The 17,656-nt window shown below is 58.8% G+C and carries 13 protein-coding genes; 8 read left to right on the top strand and 5 right to left on the bottom strand.

What is annotated here, in order from left to right; translation table 11 throughout:
- Positions 1-3: 3 nt before the first annotated feature.
- From gluQRS to thpR, 4 genes are all read right to left on the bottom strand, one after another.
- Positions 4-894: a tRNA glutamyl-Q(34) synthetase GluQRS gene (gluQRS, locus tag P346_RS08350; RefSeq protein WP_032660622.1), complete on the bottom strand. Its 891-nt coding sequence runs from the start codon at positions 892-894 to the stop codon at positions 4-6.
- 59 nt (positions 895-953) lie between these two features.
- Positions 954-1,409: an RNA polymerase-binding protein DksA gene (gene dksA / locus P346_RS08355; RefSeq protein WP_001155232.1), complete on the bottom strand. Its 456-nt coding sequence runs from the start codon at positions 1,407-1,409 to the stop codon at positions 954-956.
- Between the two features lie 176 nt (positions 1,410-1,585).
- Positions 1,586-2,290, bottom strand: a complete 705-nt coding sequence (gene sfsA / locus P346_RS08360; RefSeq protein WP_032660620.1) for a DNA/RNA nuclease SfsA — start codon at positions 2,288-2,290, stop codon at positions 1,586-1,588.
- Positions 2,280-2,834, bottom strand: a complete 555-nt coding sequence (gene thpR / locus P346_RS08365) for an RNA 2',3'-cyclic phosphodiesterase (RefSeq protein ID WP_023310437.1) — start codon at positions 2,832-2,834, stop codon at positions 2,280-2,282. The genes sfsA and thpR overlap by 11 nt, the downstream gene beginning before the upstream one ends.
- 73 nt (positions 2,835-2,907) lie before the next feature.
- Here thpR and hrpB point away from each other — a divergent pair, with 73 nt between their 5' ends.
- From hrpB to fhuB, 6 genes are all read left to right on the top strand, one after another.
- Positions 2,908-5,337, top strand: a complete 2,430-nt coding sequence (gene hrpB / locus P346_RS08370; protein WP_032660617.1) for an ATP-dependent helicase HrpB — start codon at positions 2,908-2,910, stop codon at positions 5,335-5,337.
- A 172-nt stretch (positions 5,338-5,509) separates the two neighbouring features.
- Positions 5,510-8,035: a bifunctional glycosyl transferase/transpeptidase gene (mrcB, locus tag P346_RS08375; protein ID WP_032660614.1), complete on the top strand. Its 2,526-nt coding sequence runs from the start codon at positions 5,510-5,512 to the stop codon at positions 8,033-8,035.
- A 235-nt stretch (positions 8,036-8,270) separates the two neighbouring features.
- Positions 8,271-10,520, top strand: coding sequence for a ferrichrome porin FhuA (gene fhuA / locus P346_RS08380; protein WP_032660612.1), 2,250 nt, complete (start codon positions 8,271-8,273; stop codon positions 10,518-10,520).
- Positions 10,521-10,570: 50 nt separating this feature from the next.
- Positions 10,571-11,368: a Fe3+-hydroxamate ABC transporter ATP-binding protein FhuC gene (gene fhuC, locus P346_RS08385; RefSeq protein ID WP_032660609.1), complete on the top strand. Its 798-nt coding sequence runs from the start codon at positions 10,571-10,573 to the stop codon at positions 11,366-11,368.
- A complete protein-coding gene (fhuD, locus tag P346_RS08390; RefSeq protein WP_032660607.1) occupies positions 11,368-12,258 on the top strand; it encodes a Fe(3+)-hydroxamate ABC transporter substrate-binding protein FhuD in 891 nt (296 codons plus the stop codon). The genes fhuC and fhuD overlap by 1 nt, the downstream gene beginning before the upstream one ends.
- Positions 12,255-14,237: a Fe(3+)-hydroxamate ABC transporter permease FhuB gene (fhuB, locus tag P346_RS08395; protein ID WP_032660604.1), complete on the top strand. Its 1,983-nt coding sequence runs from the start codon at positions 12,255-12,257 to the stop codon at positions 14,235-14,237. The genes fhuD and fhuB overlap by 4 nt, the downstream gene beginning before the upstream one ends.
- A gap of 84 nt (positions 14,238-14,321) precedes the next feature.
- Here fhuB and hemL read toward each other — a convergent pair whose 3' ends face one another.
- Entirely contained in the window at positions 14,322-15,602 is a 1,281-nt protein-coding gene (hemL, locus tag P346_RS08400; protein ID WP_023310444.1) for a glutamate-1-semialdehyde 2,1-aminomutase, read from the bottom strand.
- 177 nt (positions 15,603-15,779) lie between these two features.
- Between hemL and clcA the strand changes: the two genes are divergently transcribed.
- Entirely contained in the window at positions 15,780-17,180 is a 1,401-nt protein-coding gene (gene clcA, locus P346_RS08405; RefSeq protein ID WP_032660603.1) for a H(+)/Cl(-) exchange transporter ClcA, read from the top strand.
- A 79-nt stretch (positions 17,181-17,259) separates the two neighbouring features.
- Positions 17,260-17,607, top strand: a complete 348-nt coding sequence (gene erpA, locus P346_RS08410; protein WP_023310446.1) for an iron-sulfur cluster insertion protein ErpA — start codon at positions 17,260-17,262, stop codon at positions 17,605-17,607.
- Positions 17,608-17,656: the final 49 nt, after the last annotated feature.

Raw genomic sequence — 17,656 nt, 5'->3', positions numbered from 1 at the left:
TAATCATAGCTCAGCGCAACGCATTTGAGAATGCTGGATTTTTGGCACTGCCGCGAGCGTCCAGTTGGCAACGGCCATTTTCAGCAGTTCGTCAATACGCAGATCCTGCCATTCGTTGGTTACATTCTGGTTGAGAAATCGCAGCGCGTCGATCAAAACAGGACGCGGATCGCCGTCTGGCAGGGCCGGGGCGTGGTTCTGCTTTGACAATTTAAAGCCCTGCGCATTGACCGCCAGCGGCAGATGAATGTAGTCCGGTGCCGTCCAGCCAAACTGGTGATAGAGCGATATTTGTCGCACGGTCGGTTCGACCAGATCCGCCCCGCGCACAATTTCCGTCACGCCCTGGAAACGATCGTCGACAACCACCGCCAGGTTGTAGGCGAAAAGGCCGTCACGGCGGTGAATAATAAAATCTTCACGTGCCAGGCGCTCATCGGCATGAATTTCACCGGAGAGTAAATCGGTAAAGTGCGTCACCGGGGAGCGTTGCTTTATACGTACGGCGGCATTTTCCGGGGGAAGATTAAGCGTGCGGCAGTGGCCGTCATAGACGCCACCCACGCTCTGGATACGCGCGCGGGTGCAGGTGCAGTTATAGGAAAGCCCCCGATCGCGAAGCCAGGCCAGACGTTCCCGATAGGCCTCGTGACGTTTTGACTGCCAGAGCACCTCGTCATCCCAGTGAAGACCGTAATGTTCCAGCTGACGCAGAATAGTGTCTGCAGCACCGGGAACTTCACGCGGGGGATCAATATCTTCAATGCGGACAAGCCATTTTCCCCGGCGGGCGCGAGCCTGCAGGTAGCTGCCGAGCGCGGCAATTAATGAGCCGAAGTGTAATTCACCGGAAGGAGATGGCGCGAAGCGCCCAATATAGTGTGATTCAGACATATCAACAGTAACAAGGCGGGAGAGACTCCCGCCTTTGGAGTGTGTAAACAGCGCTGGTATTAACCGGCCATCTGTTTTTCGCGGATTTCGGCCAGCGTTTTACAGTCGATGCACAGATCGGCGGTTGGGCGCGCTTCCAGGCGACGAATGCCAATTTCAACACCGCAGGATTCGCAGTAGCCAAAATCTTCGTCTTCGACTTTTTTCAGCGTTTTCTCGATCTTTTTGATCAGTTTGCGTTCGCGGTCACGGTTACGCAGTTCGAGGCTGAACTCTTCTTCCTGAGCGGCACGGTCTACCGGATCCGGGAAGTTAGCAGCTTCATCCTGCATATGAGTAACGGTGCGATCGACTTCATCCCTGAGTTGATTACGCCATGCTTCAAGAATACGCTTGAAGTGCGACAGCTGGGCTTCGTTCATATACTCTTCGCCCGGCTTCTCTTGATACGGCTCCACCCCAGCGATGGCGAGAATACTCAGGGACGATGTTTTACGGTTTTGCCCTTCTTGCATGTTGCTTCTCCTTAACACGCACTATCGATCCCCGTGTTGGGGGAAAAATCAGGTCGCTATAAATAGCAGATGCTTTTCCGTATGGCAATTATCTAAACGTAACACTTGACAAGCCTGTGAGGAAAAGCGTATTTGCGCACGCGGCCAGAACACTTATTCGTCAATCGTCTAATCCCTTATAAGACAATGGGAAGAGACGATCTCAGAGTCATATTATCGGCAGAAAGTTCCGCTTTATAAGCGAAAACCTCTACCCCCTGCTTTTGTGCCTCATTCAACAATTGCGCGTATTTAGGATCAATATGGCGGGCAGGGGAGAAACGTTCAATGGCTGAATGCAACACCGCAAACAGCAATACGGCGCGTTTGCCCGCCGCCGCAACACTCATTAGCTCTCGCAGATGCTTCTGGCCACGTAGCGTTACCGCATCCGGGAAGTAGCCATTTTCCTGTTCCGCTAACGTCACTGATTTTACTTCAATATAGCACTCGGGCCTGTCTTCCGCCTGTAACATGAAGTCAATTCTGCTGCCTTCATCGCCATATTTCACTTCACTTTTATGCGTGCCATATCCCACCAGTTCGGGAATGGCGCCAAGGGTCAGCGCTTCCTTAACCAGCTGATTTGCGCGCAGGGTGTTAACGCAAATAAATGCCCCATTTTGGGTTTCGGTCATTTCCCAGGTATGGGCATATTTGCGTTTACTATTTTCTGATGTGGAATACCAGACTCTGTCACCCGGCGTCGCACACCCCGTCATGGCGCCGGTATTGGGGCAGTGCAGGGTGAGCTCAACCCCTTCGGGGGTGATCACGTCGGCGAGGAAGCGTTTGTAGCGTTGGATAAGCGTAGCGTGCTGCAGGGGAGGACTAAACTTCATCAGAATTCCTTTCGGTGTTGCCCAGCGTCCAGCGCTGTAGCGGCGTATAGCGGGTGCGTCCCTGTGCAAAAACGGATTCGTAAAGCGCGAATGCGTTGACCGGAAAGGCCCAGTGAAAACCCGGCGGCGGGATGGCAACGGCCTGACCGGCATCGCGCAGCAGCGTGATATGTGGATGAAACGGCTGTGGGCTCTGATAACAGCCGCTGCGCGCCGCCTGGGCGCGCAGCATATTCGCCAGCTGTAACAATCCGCGCGGCGGCTGGCGCGTGCCCAGCCACACCACGCGCGAACGCGGCCACTGGCCCGCGTCGTCGAGGTGCAGCGTAAATTCCGGCTGAGCAATACGCCCGGCCATTGCGGCTAACGCCCGCTGTTTTTCGGCGCTGACGTCGCCCAAAAAGGCCAGCGTCAGGTGCAGGTTGGCCGCCGCGACAGGGCGGCCCGCTTCCGGCGGAAAGCAATCGGCGCGCCAGCGAACAATTTGACGCTGTATTGTGGTGGGCAATTCAATGGCAAAAAACAGCCGTTTCGACTCAGGCATACGGAGGACTCGGTAATGATATGCGCCGATGCTACAATGTACGCCGACTAATGTTAACCCTCTGGAGCTGTTAGTGTCCTCATTGCCGGTCGCCGTCATTCTTCCTGAGCTTCTCGCTGCCTTACGCCATGCCCCGCAGGTTTTGCTGAATGCCCCTACGGGCGCGGGTAAGTCAACCTGGCTGCCGCTGCAGATTCTGAAAGACGGAAACATCAGCGGGAAAATTATCCTGCTGGAGCCGCGCAGGCTGGCCGCGCGCAACGTGGCGCAGCGTCTGGCGGAACTGCTGAATGAAAAACCGGGCGAAACGGTAGGTTACAGGATGCGTGCCGAGACCTGCGTTGGCCCGGCCACGCGTCTTGAAGTGGTCACCGAGGGTATTCTCACCCGCATGCTGCAAAACGATCCGGAGCTGACCGGCGTCGGGCTGGTGATCCTCGATGAGTTCCACGAGCGCAGCCTGCAGGCGGATCTGGCCCTCGCGCTGTTGCTGGACGTGCAGCAGGGGCTACGCGACGATCTCCGGCTGCTTATTATGTCGGCTACGCTGGACAACGAGCGGCTACGACAGGCATTACCCGATGCGCCGGTCATCAGCTCTGAGGGGCGGGCGTTTCCGGTTGAACGCCGCTATCAGCCGCTTCCCTCCCATCAGCGTTTTGACGAGGCCGTCGCCATTGCCACCGCTGAGCTGCTGCGTCAGGAAGCCGGTTCCCTGCTGCTGTTTTTGCCGGGCGTCGGTGAAATTCAGCGCGTGCAGGAGCAGCTTTCTACCCGCGTAGGCGGCAACGTGCTGCTTTGCCCGCTCTACGGCGCGTTGTCGCTGCAGGATCAGCGTAAAGCCATCCTTCCGGCCCCGGTGGGGCAGCGCAAGGTGGTGCTGGCAACCAACATTGCTGAGACCAGTTTGACCATTGAAGGGATTCGCCTGGTGGTGGATAGCGCGCAGGAGCGGGTGGCAAGCTTTGACCCGCGTACCGGGCTGACTAAACTCCTGACGCAGCGCATTAGCCAGGCATCGATGGTGCAGCGCGCGGGCCGTGCGGGGCGTCTTGAGCCGGGCATCTGCCTGCATTTGACCAGCGCGGAGCAGGCTGAACGCGCTGCACAGCAAAGCACGCCGGAAATTTTACAAAGCGATTTGTCTGGTCTGGTGATGGAGCTGCTCCAGTGGGGCTGCCCGAACCCTGAGCAGCTCACCTGGCTTAATCCTCCCCCTGTCGTGAACCTCACCGCTGCGCGCACGTTGCTGACGCAGCTCGGCGCGCTGGAAGGCGAGCGTCTGACGGCGCGCGGCCAGAAAATGGCGGCGCTGGGCAACGATCCGCGTCTGGCCGCGATGCTGGTGGCCGCGCAAGGGGATGATGAAATTGCCACGGCGGCAAAACTGGCGGCTATTCTTGAGGAGCCGCCTCGCGGTGGCAGCAGCGATCTGGGGCAGGCGTTTTCGCGCAATCAGGGGAACTGGCAGCAGCGGGCGCAGCAGCTGTGCAAACGCCTGAATAGCCGGGGGGGATCGCCTGACAGCGATAAGATTGCCTTCCTGCTGGCACAGGCCTTCCCGGACAGGATCGCGCGTCGGCGAGGGCTGGACGGTCGCTACCAGCTGGCAAACGGCATGGGGGCGATGCTGGACAGCGATGATGCGCTGACGCGTCACGAATGGCTGATCGCTCCGCTGTTGCTGCAGGGCAGCCATTCCCCGGATGCGCGTATCCTGCAGGCGATTGCCGTAGAGATTGACGCCCTGACGCGAGCCTGTCCGCAGCTGCTTCAGCAATCTGATACCGTGGAATGGGATGACGCCCAGGGCACGCTGAAGGCCTTTCGTCGCAGCCAGATTGGTAAGTTGACGCTAGGAACGAAGCCGCTGGCGAAGCCGTCGGAAGACGAGCTTCACCAGGCGATGCTGAACGGAATTCGGGAAAAAGGGCTGAGCGCCCTGAACTGGACGCCGGAAGCGGAGCAGTACCGCATTCGCCTGCACTGCGCCGCGAAGTGGCTACCGGAATATAGTTGGCCTGCGGTGGATGACGAGACGCTGCTCGCTACGCTTGAGCGCTGGCTACTGCCGCAAATGAGCGGCGTACACTCCCTGCGCGCCCTTAAGGCGCTTGATGTTAAGACCGCGTTACAGAATTTACTGGACTGGTCATTACGTCAACGTCTGGATAGTGAACTGCCAGGGCATTACACTGTGCCGACCGGAAGCCGGATTGCCATCCGTTATCATGAGGATAATCCGCCGGCGCTGGCGGTTCGGATGCAGGAGATGTTTGGTGAGGCCACCACGCCGTCCATTGCGGAAGGGCGCGTGCCGTTAGTGCTCGAGCTGCTGTCGCCTGCGCATCGTCCATTACAAATCACCCGAGATTTGGGGGCTTTCTGGGCGGGAAGCTACCGTGAAGTGCAGAAAGAGATGAAGGGGCGATATCCCAAACACGTCTGGCCGGACGATCCGGCGAATACGGCGCCGACGCGGCGAACGAAGAAATATTCGTAAAAGGGGAGTGCGGCCTGAAAAGTGCGGCCTGAAAAGTGCGGCCTGATGCCCTCACCCCAGCCCTCTCCCACGGGGAGAGGGAGAAAACAAATTTTGAGAGATTTCTTCTTTCACAGGCCTGTGAAAGAAAAGAAAATCTGGCCTTTGCGCCTGAAAGTTGCGGAGAAAAAGCATGGCGGGGAATGACCGCGAGCCAATAGGACGTAAGGGAAAACCAACGCGTCCGGCGAAAGAAAAGGTAAGCCGTCGTCGCCTCAGAGATGAGGACTATGACGATGACTATGAAGACGATTATGAGGATGAAGAACCGATGCCGCGTAATGGAAAAGGCAAAGGGCGTAAGCCTCGGGGTAAACGCGGCTGGTTCTGGCTGCTGCTGAAGCTGTTTATTGTTTTTGTCGTGCTGATGGCGATTTACGGCGTGTATCTGGATCAGAAGATCCGCAGCCGTATCGACGGTAAAGTCTGGCAGCTACCTGCGGCAGTGTATGGCCGTATGGTGAACCTTGAGCCAGATATGTCCATCACCAAAAACGAGATGGTCAAACTGCTGGAAGCCACACAGTATCGTCAGGTGTCTAAAATGACCCGTCCTGGCGAATTTACCGTGCAGTCCAACAGCATTGAGATGATCCGTCGTCCGTTTGATTTCCCGGACAGCAAAGAGGGGCAGGTGCGCGCGCGTCTGACCTTTGACGGCGATCGTCTGGACACCATCGAGAACATGGATAACAACCGTCAGTTCGGTTTCTTCCGTCTCGATCCGCGTCTGATCACCATGCTTTCGTCGGCAAACGGCGAGCAGCGCCTGTTCGTGGCGCGTAACGGCTTCCCGGATCTGCTGGTCGATACCCTGCTGGCAACCGAAGACCGTCACTTCTACGAGCACGATGGCATCAGCCTCTACTCGATTGGCCGTGCGGTGCTGGCTAACCTGACTGCCGGTCGTACCGTGCAGGGTGCGAGTACGCTGACCCAGCAGCTGGTGAAGAACCTGTTCCTCTCCAGCGAACGCTCTTACTGGCGTAAAGCGAACGAAGCCTACATGGCCGTGCTGATGGATGCGCGCTACAGCAAGGATCGTATCCTTGAGCTGTACATGAACGAGGTGTACCTCGGTCAGAGCGGCGATAACGAAATCCGCGGCTTCCCGCTGGCGAGCCTGTATTACTTTGGCCGTCCGGTAGAAGAGCTGAGCCTGGACCAGCAGGCGCTGCTGGTGGGCATGGTGAAAGGGGCGTCCATTTATAACCCGTGGCGTAACCCGAAACTGGCGCTGGAGCGTCGTAACCTCGTTCTGCGTCTGCTGCAACAGCAGCAGGTGATTGACCAGGAGCTGTACGACATGCTGAGCGCGCGTCCTCTCGGCGTTCAGCCGCGCGGCGGCGTAATTTCGCCTCAGCCTGCGTTTATGCAGCTGGTGCGTCAGGAGCTGCAAAGCAAGCTCGGCGATAAGGTCAAAGATCTCTCCGGCGTGAAGATCTTCACCACCTTTGACTCCGTGGCGCAGGATGCGGCCGAAAAAGCGGCGGTGGAAGGCATTCCGGCGCTGAAGAAACAACGTAAGCTGAGCGATCTTGAAACCGCGATGGTAGTGGTTGACCGTAACTCCGGTGAAGTTCGCGCCATGGTGGGCGGTGCCGAGCCGCAGTTTGCAGGCTACAACCGCGCCATGCAGGCGCGTCGCTCAATCGGCTCTCTGGCAAAACCGGCAACCTACCTCACTGCCCTGAGCCAGCCAAATCAGTATCGCCTGAATACCTGGATTGCGGATGCGCCGATCTCCCTGCGCCAGCCTAACGGCCAGGTCTGGTCACCGCAGAACGATGATAAACAGTTCAGCGGCCAGGTCATGCTGGTGGATGCGTTGACCCGTTCCATGAACGTGCCAACGGTAAACCTGGGCATGTCGCTGGGACTGCCGGCGATTGTCGATACCTGGCAAAAACTGGGCGTGCCGAAAGATCAGCTGCACCCGGTGCCGGCGATGATCCTCGGTGCGCTTAACCTGACGCCGATCGAAGTGGCGCAGGCGTTCCAGACTATTGCCAGCGGGGGCAACCGCGCGCCGCTGTCTGCCCTGCGTTCAGTGATTGCCGAAGATGGTTCCGTGCTCTATCAGAGCTTCCCACAGGCGGAACGTGCCGTTCCTGCTCAGGCCGCCTACATGACGCTGTGGACGATGCAGCAGGTCGTGCAGCGCGGCACCGGGCGTCAGCTGGGCGCGAAGTATCCGGGTCTGCATCTGGCGGGTAAAACCGGGACCACCAACAACAACGTCGATACCTGGTTTGCCGGTATTGATGGCCGTGAAGTGGTGATCACCTGGGTAGGCCGCGACAACAACCAGCCGACCAAGCTGTACGGGGCGAGCGGGGCGATGTCGATTTACCAGCGCTATCTGGCGAATCAGTCTCCTGTGCCGCTGAATCTGGTCGCGCCGGAAGATATCGTCGATATGGGCGTGGACAGCGCCGGTAACTTCGTCTGCGGCGGCGGGATGCGTACCCTGCCGGTCTGGACGGCCAACCCGGACTCGCTGTGCCAGCAAAGCCAGCCAGAACAGCCAACGGGTAACCCGTTCGACCAGTCTTCTCAACCACAGCAGCCGCAGCAGCAACAGCCGCAGCAGCAGAATGAGAAGAAAGACAGCGACGGTGTCGCGGGCTGGATTAAAGACATGTTCGGCGGTAACTAACCTTTTAAAGCCCTCTTCCCTGGAAGGGGGCTTTTTTTACCCGTAAACCTCATTTCGTTAACCCTCGCTTTAACTCTGATTAACCCTTCGTTTTCTCTTGATGATTTCTTAAACCCTTAATTCTCATAGGGCCGCTTACTGCTTGCTATGCAACCAGCGTTTCGCATATTATTCTGGCGCTCATAATAATAATTCTCGTTTACGTTATCATTCACTTTCACATCAGAGATTCAACATGGCGCTTTCCAATACTGCTCAGCCAATGAACACGTCGCTGCGTAAGCTCGCGGTCGTCGTCGCCACAGCGGTTGCCGGCATGTCTGCTTATGCTCACGCGGCCGAAACCCCGAAAAAAGAAGAAACCATTACGGTAACCGCAGCACCTGCGGCACAGGAAAGTGCCTGGGGCCCTGCTGCGACTATCGCCGCACGGCAATCCGCGACCGGGACCAAAACGGATACCCCGATTCAAAAGGTTCCGCAGTCTATTTCTGTGGTCACGGCCGAAGAGATGGCGCTGCATCAGCCGCGCTCGGTGAAAGAAGCCCTGAGCTACACGCCGGGCGTTGCGGTAGGCACGCGCGGCGCGTCTAACACCTATGACTATTTGATCATTCGCGGCTTCGCGGCCGATGGCCAGACGCAGAATAACTACCTCGACGGCATGAAAATGCAGGGGAACTTCTATAACGACGCGGTGATTGATCCTTACATGCTGGAGCGCGCCGAAATCATGCGCGGTCCGGTTTCCGTTCTGTACGGCAAAAGCAGCCCGGGCGGTTTGCTGAATATGGTCAGCAAGCGCCCAACCACCGAGCCGCTGAAAGAGATCCAGTTCAAAGTCGGCACGGATAGCCTGTTCCAGACCGGGTTCGACTTTAGCGATGCGATCGACGATGACGGCGTCTACTCTTACCGCTTAACGGGCGTTGCGCGTTCTAATAACGCCCAGCAGGAGCGTGCGGAAGAGCAGCGTTACGCCATCGCGCCATCGTTCTCCTGGCGTCCTGATGATAAAACCACCTTCACGTTCCTCTCCTACTTCCAGAACGAGCCTGAAACGGGCTACTACGGCTGGTTGCCAAAAGAGGGAACGGTTGATCCGCTGCCGAACGGCGATCGTCTGCCGACGAACTTCAACGAAGGCGCGAAGAATAATACCTATTCCCGTAACCAGAAAATGGTGGGATACAGCTTCGACCACGAGTTCAACGATACCTTTACCGTGCGTCAGAACCTGCGCTTTGCCGAGAACAAAACCTCGCAAAACAGCGTATACGGTTATGGCGTTTGTACCGACCCGGCAAACAGCGGCAACAAACAGTGTGCCGCGTTAGCGCCATCGGACAAAGGCCATTATCTGGCGCGTAAATACGTTGTTGATAACGAAAAGCTGCAGAACTTTACCGTTGATACCCAGCTGCAGAGCAAATTCTCAACCGGCGAGGTGGACCACGTCCTGCTGACCGGCGTTGACTTTATGCGCATGCGGAATGACATCAACTCCTGGTTCGGTTACGACGACTCTGTTCCGCTGCTGGATCTCTACAATCCGGTGAACAGCGATTTTGATTTCGGCTCAAAAGATCCCGCGACCTCCGGTCCATATCAGATCCTCAACCGTCAGAAACAGACGGGGCTGTACGTTCAGGATCAGGCGCAGTGGGATAAAGTGCTGGTAACCCTGGGCGGCCGTTATGACTGGGCCGATCAGGAATCCTACAACCGCGTGACGAACACCACCTCCAAACGTGATGATACCCAGTTCACCTGGCGCGGTGGCGTTAACTATCTGTTTGATAACGGCGTAACTCCGTACTTTAGCTACAGCGAATCGTTTGAACCGGCTTCGCAGACCGATGCCCAGGGCAAACTGTTCTCGCCGTCTAAGGGCAAACAGTACGAAGCGGGCGTGAAATACGTGCCGAACGATCGTCCGATCGTCGTCACCGGTGCGTTGTACCAGCTGACCAAAACCAACAACCTGATGGCGGACCCGGCGGGCTCCTTCTTCTCGGTTCAGGGCGGTGAAATCCGCGCGCGTGGCGTAGAGCTGGAAGCGAAAGCGGCCCTCTCTGCGAGCGTCAACCTGGTGGGTTCTTATACCTACACCGATGCGGAATACACCACGGACACCACCTACAAAGGCAACACGCCTGCTCAGGTGCCAAAACACATGGCATCGTTGTGGGGCGATTACACCCTGTTTGACGGTGCGCTGTCGGGTCTGACGCTGGGTACCGGCGTGCGTTACACGGGCTCAAGCTATGGCGATCCGGCGAACTCCTTCAAGGTGGGCAGCTACACCGTTGTCGATGCGCTGGTCAGATACGATCTGGCACGCGTTGGCATGGCGGGCTCAAACGTGGCGCTGCACGTGAACAATCTATTCGATCGTGAGTACGTTGCCAGCTGCTTCAATACCTACGGCTGCTTCTGGGGTGCTGAACGTCAGGTTGTTGCCACCGCGACCTTCCGCTTCTAATCTCTCTTCGGGCACGGTTCGCCGTGCCCTTTTTATCTAAGTTGGCTGATATGCAGGATATTCAAACGCAACCCGACACCACCTTTACGCTCAATAATCTCTCCTTTCGCGTACCCGGGCGCACGCTACTGCATACGCTCTCTCTGACGTTTCCGGCCGGTAAAGTGACAGGCCTGATTGGTCACAACGGTTCCGGTAAATCCACGCTGCTCAAGATGCTGGGGCGCCATCAGCCGCCTTCAGAAGGCGATATTCTGCTGGATGACCAACCGCTGGAGAGCTGGAGCAGTAAAGCCTTTGCCCGCAAAGTGGCCTATCTGCCGCAGCAGCTGCCGCAGGCGGAAGGGATGACGGTGCGCGAGCTGGTGGCGATTGGGCGTTATCCGTGGCACGGGGCGCTTGGGCGCTTCGGCGTCGCCGACAGAGAGAAGGTGGAAGAGGCGATTGCGCTGGTCGGGCTAAAACCGCTGGCGCACCGTCTGGTGGATAGCCTGTCCGGCGGCGAACGTCAGCGCGCGTGGATCGCGATGCTGGTGGCGCAGGACAGCCGCTGCCTGCTGCTGGATGAACCGACCTCTGCGCTGGATATCGCCCATCAGGTCGACGTCCTGGCGCTGGTGCATCGCCTGAGCCAGCAGCGTGGCCTGACGGTCATTGCGGTCCTGCACGATATCAACATGGCCGCGCGCTATTGTGACTACCTCGTCGCGCTGCGCGGGGGCGAGATGATTGCCCAGGGGACACCGGCAGAGCTGATGCGCAGCGAAACGCTGGAACATATTTACGGTATTCCGATGGGTATTCTGCCTCACCCGGCCGGGGCTGCACCGGTGAGCTTTGTCTACTGATGCTCGATAACACACGCATTAGCCGCCGTCGCCTGCTGACGGCGATGGCGCTCTCACCGCTGCTGTTCAAAATGAATACGGCGCGTGCCGCTGCCGTCGATCCGCACCGTATTGTGGCCCTGGAATGGCTGCCGGTCGAACTGATGATGGCGCTCGGCGTCACGCCCTATGGCGTGGCGGACATTCCTAACTATAACCTCTGGGTGAACGAGCCAAAGCTGCCGGACTCGGTGATCGACGTCGGTCTGCGAACGGAGCCAAACCTTGAGCTGCTCACCCAGATGAAACCCTCGTTCCTGTTCTGGTCCGCGGGCTACGGCCCGTCAGAGGAGACCCTGGCGCGCATTGCGCCGGGACGTGGATTCGCTTTCAGCGACGGTAAAAAGCCGCTGGCCGTGGCGAAAAACTCGATTAACGAGATGGCGCACTTCCTCAACCGCGAAGCGGAGGCCAAAAAGCATCTCGACGAATTTGATGCCCTGATCGACTCCCTGAAGCCGCGCTTTGCTCACCGGGGCGATCGTCCGCTGCTGATGGTGACGCTGCTGGATGCCCGCCATATGCTGGTCTTCGGTAAAAACTGTCTGTTCCAGGAGGTGCTGGACAGCTTCGGCATTCGCAACGCCTGGGAAGGGGAGATGACCTTCTGGGGCAGTACCGCCGTGGGTATCGACCGCCTGGCGGCGTTTCGCGATGTGGACGTGCTCTGTTTCGACCACGGCAACGAACGCGACATGCAAACCCTGATGGCGACCCCGCTCTGGCAGGCGATGCCGTTTGTGCGCGAGAAGCGCTTCCAGCGCGCCCCGGCGGTCTGGTTCTACGGCGCGACGCTGTCGGCCATGCATTTTGCCCGCGTGCTGGATAACGCCCTGGGAGGTAAAGCATGAGTACGCGTATCGCCCGCTTCCCGGCGCTGCTGTTATCCCTGCTTTTTCTGGTTGCGCTGGTATTAACCGGGTTCAACCTCTCTGCGGCGTTACCGCGCGAGCAGTGGGGGGCCGCTCTGGCCTCGCCGGATATCGACAATATTCAGCAGATGCTGTTCCACTACAGCCTGCTGCCGCGTCTGGCGATCTCCCTTTTGGTCGGGGCCGGCTTAGGGCTGGTGGGCGTGCTGTTCCAGCAGGTTTTACGTAACCCGCTGGCAGAGCCAACCACGCTCGGCGTCGCGACCGGCGCGCAGCTTGGGATCACCATCACCACGCTGTGGGCGCTGCCGGGAGCGCTAACCCCGCAGTTTGCGGCACTCGCGGGGGCGTGCGTGGTGGGCGCGCTGGTCTTTGGCGTGGCCTGGGGCAAGCGCCTTTCTCCTGTGACGCTTATTCTGGCCGGGCTGGTGGTGAGCCTGTACTGTGGGGCGATTAACCAGCTGCTGGTGCTGTTCCATCACGATCGGCTGCAAAGCATGTTCCTGTGGAGTACCGGCACGCTCACCCAAACCGACTGGAGCGTTGTCCTGCACCTGTGGCCGCAGCTTGCTGGCGGCGTCGTGCTGACGCTGCTGCTCCTGCGCCCCCTGACGCTCATGGGGCTGGATGATGGCGTGGCGCGTAACCTGGGGCTGGCGCTGTCGCTGGCTCGTCTGGCGGCGCTGACGCTGGCGATTGTATTGAGTGCCCTGCTGGTCAACGCGGTTGGCATCATCGGGTTTATCGGCCTGTTTGCGCCGCTGCTGGCGAAAATGCTCGGGGCGCGTCGCCTGCTGGCGCGTCTGATGCTGGCGCCGCTGATTGGGGCGCTGATCCTCTGGCTTTCCGATCAGCTTGTTCTCTGGCTGGCGCAGGTCTGGAGGGAAGTGTCCACCGGCTCGGTGACCGCGCTTATCGGGGCGCCGCTGCTGCTGTGGCTGCTCCCGCGCCTGCGCAGCATGAGCGCACCGGCGATGGACGCGGGCGATAAAGTTTACGCTGAACGTCAGTCGGTGCTGTGGTTTAGCCTTGCCGGTCTGGCGGTCCTGATTATCGCCTCGTTCGCGGCGCTCTCATTCGGACGCGATGCCTCGGGCTGGCACTGGGCGACGGGGGATTTACTCAATGAACTGCTGCAGTGGCGCTGGCCGCGTATCTTCGCTGCACTGATCGCAGGGGTGATGCTGGCGGTGGCGGGGTGCATTATTCAGCGTCTGACCGGCAACCCGATGGCAAGCCCGGAAGTGCTCGGGATCAGCTCTGGCGCCGCCTTTGGCGTGGTGCTGATGCTGTTCTTTGTGCCGGGGAATGCGTTTGGCTGGCTGATGCCTGCCGGCAGTATCGGCGCGGCTGTCACGCTGATGATTATCCTGATTGCCGCCGGTCGCGGCGGATTTTCGCCGCACCGCATGCTGCTGGCCGGGATGGCGCTCAGCACCGCATTTACCATGCTGCTGATGATGCTGCAGGCCAGCGGCGATCCGCGTATGGCGAAGATCCTGACCTGGATTTCCGGCTCGACGTACAACGCCACCGGCAGCCAGGCAATCTGGTCCGGGATGGTGATGCTCGTGCTGCTGGCGTTTGTGCCGCTGTGCCGCCGCTGGATGACCATTCTGCCGCTCGGCGGCGAAACCGCGCGCGCGGTGGGAATGGCGCTGACGCCTGCGCGCGTGGCCCTGCTGCTGCTGGCGGCGTGCCTGACGGCGACGGCAACCCTGACGATTGGACCGCTGAGTTTTGTCGGGCTAATGGCGCCGCACATTGCCAGAATGATGGGGTTCCGTCGGACGATGCCGCATATCGTGATGTCGGCCCTGACGGGCGGGGTGATGCTGGTGTTTGCGGACTGGTGCGGAAGAATGGTGCTGTTCCCGTATCAGATCCCGGCGGGTCTGCTGTCGACCTTTATCGGTGCGCCGTACTTTATTTATCTGTTGAGAAAGCAGAGCCGGTAGTCAGGTGCGGCCTGATGCCCTCTCCCACTGGGAGAGGGAGAACATCGTAGGCCGGGTAAGCGTTAGCGCCACCCGGCAATGCCCTTACAGCTTCGCAAACACTTTGCGCGCCGCGTCGATGGTGTTGTTGATATCTTCTTCGCTGTGCGCCACGGACATAAAGCCCGCTTCGAACGCGGACGGCGCCAGGTACACGCCTTCTTCCAGCATCAGGTGGAAGAAGCGCTTGAAGCGTTCAACGTCGCACTTCACTACGTCCTGATAGCAGGTCACGGTTTTCGCATCGGTGAAGAAAATCCCGAACATGCCGCCCACGTGGTTAACCACCAGAGGGATACCGGCCTCTTCTGCGGCTTCCAGCAGACCGTTTGCCAGCTGCGTGGTCAGGTCGGTCAGTGTTTCGTGAATGCCAGGCTGAGCCACTTCGGTCAGGCAGGCAAAGCCCGCCGCCATGGCGATGGGGTTACCGGAGAGCGTGCCCGCCTGGTAAACCGGACCGGTTGGCGCCAGGGCTTCCATCACGTCCTTACGACCACCGAATGCGCCGACCGGCATGCCGCCGCCGATGATTTTGCCGAGGCAGGTCAGGTCCGGCACGACATCGTAGTAAGACTGGGCACCCGCCAGCGCCACGCGGAAGCCGGTCATGACTTCATCAATGATCAGCAGCGCGCCGAACTCGTCGCACAGGGCGCGCAGGCCCGGCAGGAAGTCAGGCTGCGGTGGGATACAGTTCATGTTGCCGGCAACCGGCTCAACGATGATGCAGGCGATCTCCTGCGGATACTGCTCGAACGCCGCGCGAACGGTAGCAAGATCGTTGTAGGTGCAGGTCAGGGTGTGCTTCGCGAAATCTGCCGGTACGCCCGGGGAGTTCGGCTGGCCGAGCGTCAGCGCGCCGGAACCGGCTTTCACCAGCAGGCAGTCCGCATGACCGTGGTAACAGCCTTCGAATTTGATGATTTTATCGCGGCCGGTAAAACCGCGCGCCAGGCGTATGGCGCTCATGGTGGCTTCGGTACCGGAGTTCACCATACGCACCATGTCCATGGTCGGCACCAGTTCGGTCACCAGCTCCGCCATTTTCACTTCCATTTCGGTTGGCGCACCGAAGCTCAGGCCGCGCTGGGCGGCTTCAATTACCGCGTTACGAATAGCCGGGTGGTTGTGCCCCAGCACCATCGGTCCCCAGGAACCTACATAATCGATATAGGCTTTGCCATCGACATCATACAGATACGCGCCGTCAGCACGTTCGATAAACAGCGGCGTACCGCCCACGCCGGTGAAGGCGCGCACGGGTGAGTTCACGCCACCCGGAATAAGCTCGCGGGCTGCACTGTAGAGGTTTTCAGACTTGCTCATGGCGTCGTTCCTGGTTCGAATAAAATGGTTAAGCCCACTATTCTATGTGATTCGGGGAAGGTTATGAAATTTTTAGCCGGACAATGCTTTAAGATTTGTTAAGTAATTTTCAGGAGACGGTGATGCCGTCTCTGGTAAAATCCTCGCGGCTTTTTGTGTGACAAATAAGAACAGGACATGAAATCAGATTCTCCGTCTTTTGAAGAACAACAGTTTACGCGCGCCCAGCACCGAGTCAGCATTCGGCGGCTGCTCAATCGCGATAAAACGCCGCTGGCGATCCTGCTGGCCGCTGCCGTGGTGGGGACTCTCGCGGGGCTGATTGGCGTGGCGTTTGAAAAAGCGGTTAATGCCGTACTCAACTGGCGAGTGGGCACCGTGGCCGGTTTCGCCGACAGCGAATGGCTGGTCTGGGTGTGGGCATTCGGGCTGTCCGCGCTGTTTGCCATGGTGGGGTATTTTCTGGTGCGTAAATTCGCGCCGGAGGCGGGCGGGTCGGGCATCCCGGAAATTGAAGGCGCGCTGGAGGAGCTGCGTCCGGTGCGCTGGTGGCGGGTGATTCCGGTTAAGTTCATCGGTGGCATGGGGACTCTGGGCGCGGGAATGGTGCTTGGCCGGGAAGGGCCCACGGTACAGCTGGGGGGAAACGTCGGCCGCATGGTGGGCGATCTGTTTCGGATGCGAAGCGCCGAAGCGCGCCATACGCTGCTGGCAACCGGCGCGGCGGCGGGGCTGTCCGCCGCGTTTAACGCGCCGCTGGCGGGCATTTTGTTCATTATCGAAGAGATGCGCGCGCAGTTTCGCTACAACCTGATCTCGATTAAAGCGGTGTTTACGGGCGTTATTATGTCGAGCATCGTCTTTCGCATCTTTAATGGCGAGGGCGCGGTTATTGAGGTGGGTAAACTCACCAACGCGCCGGTCAACACCCTGTGGCTTTACCTGATCCTCGGCATGATTTTTGGCGCGGTGGGGCCGCTGTTTAACACCTTTATCCTGCGTGCTCAGGATATGTTCCAGCGCATTCACGGCGGGAACACCACGAAATGGGTGCTGATGGGCGGTCTGCTGGGCGGAATGTGCGGCGTACTCGGGTTTATCGAGCCGAATGCCGCAGGCGGTGGGTTCGGGCTGATTCCCATTGCGGCGGCAGGGAATTTCAGCGTGGGTCTGCTGCTGTTTATGTTTATCTCCCGGGTTATCACGACGGTACTGTGCTTCTCTTCCGGCGCGCCCGGGGGGATTTTTGCCCCGATGCTGGCGCTGGGTACGCTGCTCGGGACCGCATTTGGTATGGCGGCTGAAGCGGGCTTTCCCGCCTATCACCTTGAAGCCGGGACCTTTGCGGTGGCCGGAATGGGGGCGCTGCTGGCCGCGTCCCTGCGTGCGCCCTTGACCGGGATCGTGCTGGTGCTGGAGATGACGGACAATTACCAGCTCATTTTGCCAATGATCATTACCTGTCTCGGCGCGACACTATTAGCCCAGTTCCTGGGTGGAAAACCGCTATACTCCACCATCCTCGCGCGTACCCTGGCGAAACAAGAGGCTGAACGGGCCGCCACGCAGAATACTTGAATGAATTACCAGGGTATTAGATAATGAGACAAAGAATTGGGTGAATTTTACCCAATAGCAGTATTCATGGGAGCATAAGATGAGTGATGACGTAGTAGCTGTACCGCTCGAATTTACCGAAGCAGCAGCCAACAAAGTGAAAGTCCTGATTGCCGACGAAGACAATCCGGATCTGAAACTGCGCGTTTATATTACCGGTGGCGGCTGCAGCGGCTTCCAGTATGGTTTTACCTTTGACGATCAGGTTAACGATGGCGATATGACTATCGAGAAACAGGGCGTCGCGCTGGTGGTTGACCCGATGAGCCTGCAGTATCTGGTGGGTGGTTCGGTGGATTACACCGAGGGTCTGGAAGGTTCGCGCTTTGTGGTCACTAACCCGAATGCGACAAGCACCTGCGGGTGTGGTTCTTCGTTCAGTATTTAAGCGGGCTGATGCCCTCACCCCGGCAAAACGCTAAAAACGGTAACCTGGT

This window comes from Enterobacter sp. DC1 (genome assembly GCF_000568075.1).
Taxonomy (GTDB): domain Bacteria; phylum Pseudomonadota; class Gammaproteobacteria; order Enterobacterales; family Enterobacteriaceae; genus Enterobacter; species Enterobacter asburiae.
Note: the sequence above shows the minus strand (reverse complement) of the source record. Positions and strands in the feature narration are given on the sequence as shown.

Bases quoted from the DNA above. Each gene is read 5' to 3' on its own strand.
- gluQRS (WP_032660622.1), bottom strand. From the start codon at position 894: ATGTCTGAATCACACTATATTGGGCGCTTCGCGCCATCTCCTTCCGGT.
- dksA (WP_001155232.1), bottom strand. From the start codon at position 1,409: ATGCAAGAAGGGCAAAACCGTAAAACATCGTCCCTGAGTATTCTCGCC.
- sfsA (WP_032660620.1), bottom strand. From the start codon at position 2,290: ATGAAGTTTAGTCCTCCCCTGCAGCACGCTACGCTTATCCAACGCTAC.
- thpR (WP_023310437.1), bottom strand. From the start codon at position 2,834: ATGCCTGAGTCGAAACGGCTGTTTTTTGCCATTGAATTGCCCACCACA.
- mrcB (WP_032660614.1), top strand. From the start codon at position 5,510: ATGGCGGGGAATGACCGCGAGCCAATAGGACGTAAGGGAAAACCAACG.
- fhuA (WP_032660612.1), top strand. From the start codon at position 8,271: ATGGCGCTTTCCAATACTGCTCAGCCAATGAACACGTCGCTGCGTAAG.
- fhuC (WP_032660609.1), top strand. From the start codon at position 10,571: ATGCAGGATATTCAAACGCAACCCGACACCACCTTTACGCTCAATAAT.
- fhuD (WP_032660607.1), top strand. From the start codon at position 11,368: ATGCTCGATAACACACGCATTAGCCGCCGTCGCCTGCTGACGGCGATG.
- fhuB (WP_032660604.1), top strand. From the start codon at position 12,255: ATGAGTACGCGTATCGCCCGCTTCCCGGCGCTGCTGTTATCCCTGCTT.
- hemL (WP_023310444.1), bottom strand. From the start codon at position 15,602: ATGAGCAAGTCTGAAAACCTCTACAGTGCAGCCCGCGAGCTTATTCCG.
- clcA (WP_032660603.1), top strand. From the start codon at position 15,780: ATGAAATCAGATTCTCCGTCTTTTGAAGAACAACAGTTTACGCGCGCC.
- erpA (WP_023310446.1), top strand. From the start codon at position 17,260: ATGAGTGATGACGTAGTAGCTGTACCGCTCGAATTTACCGAAGCAGCA.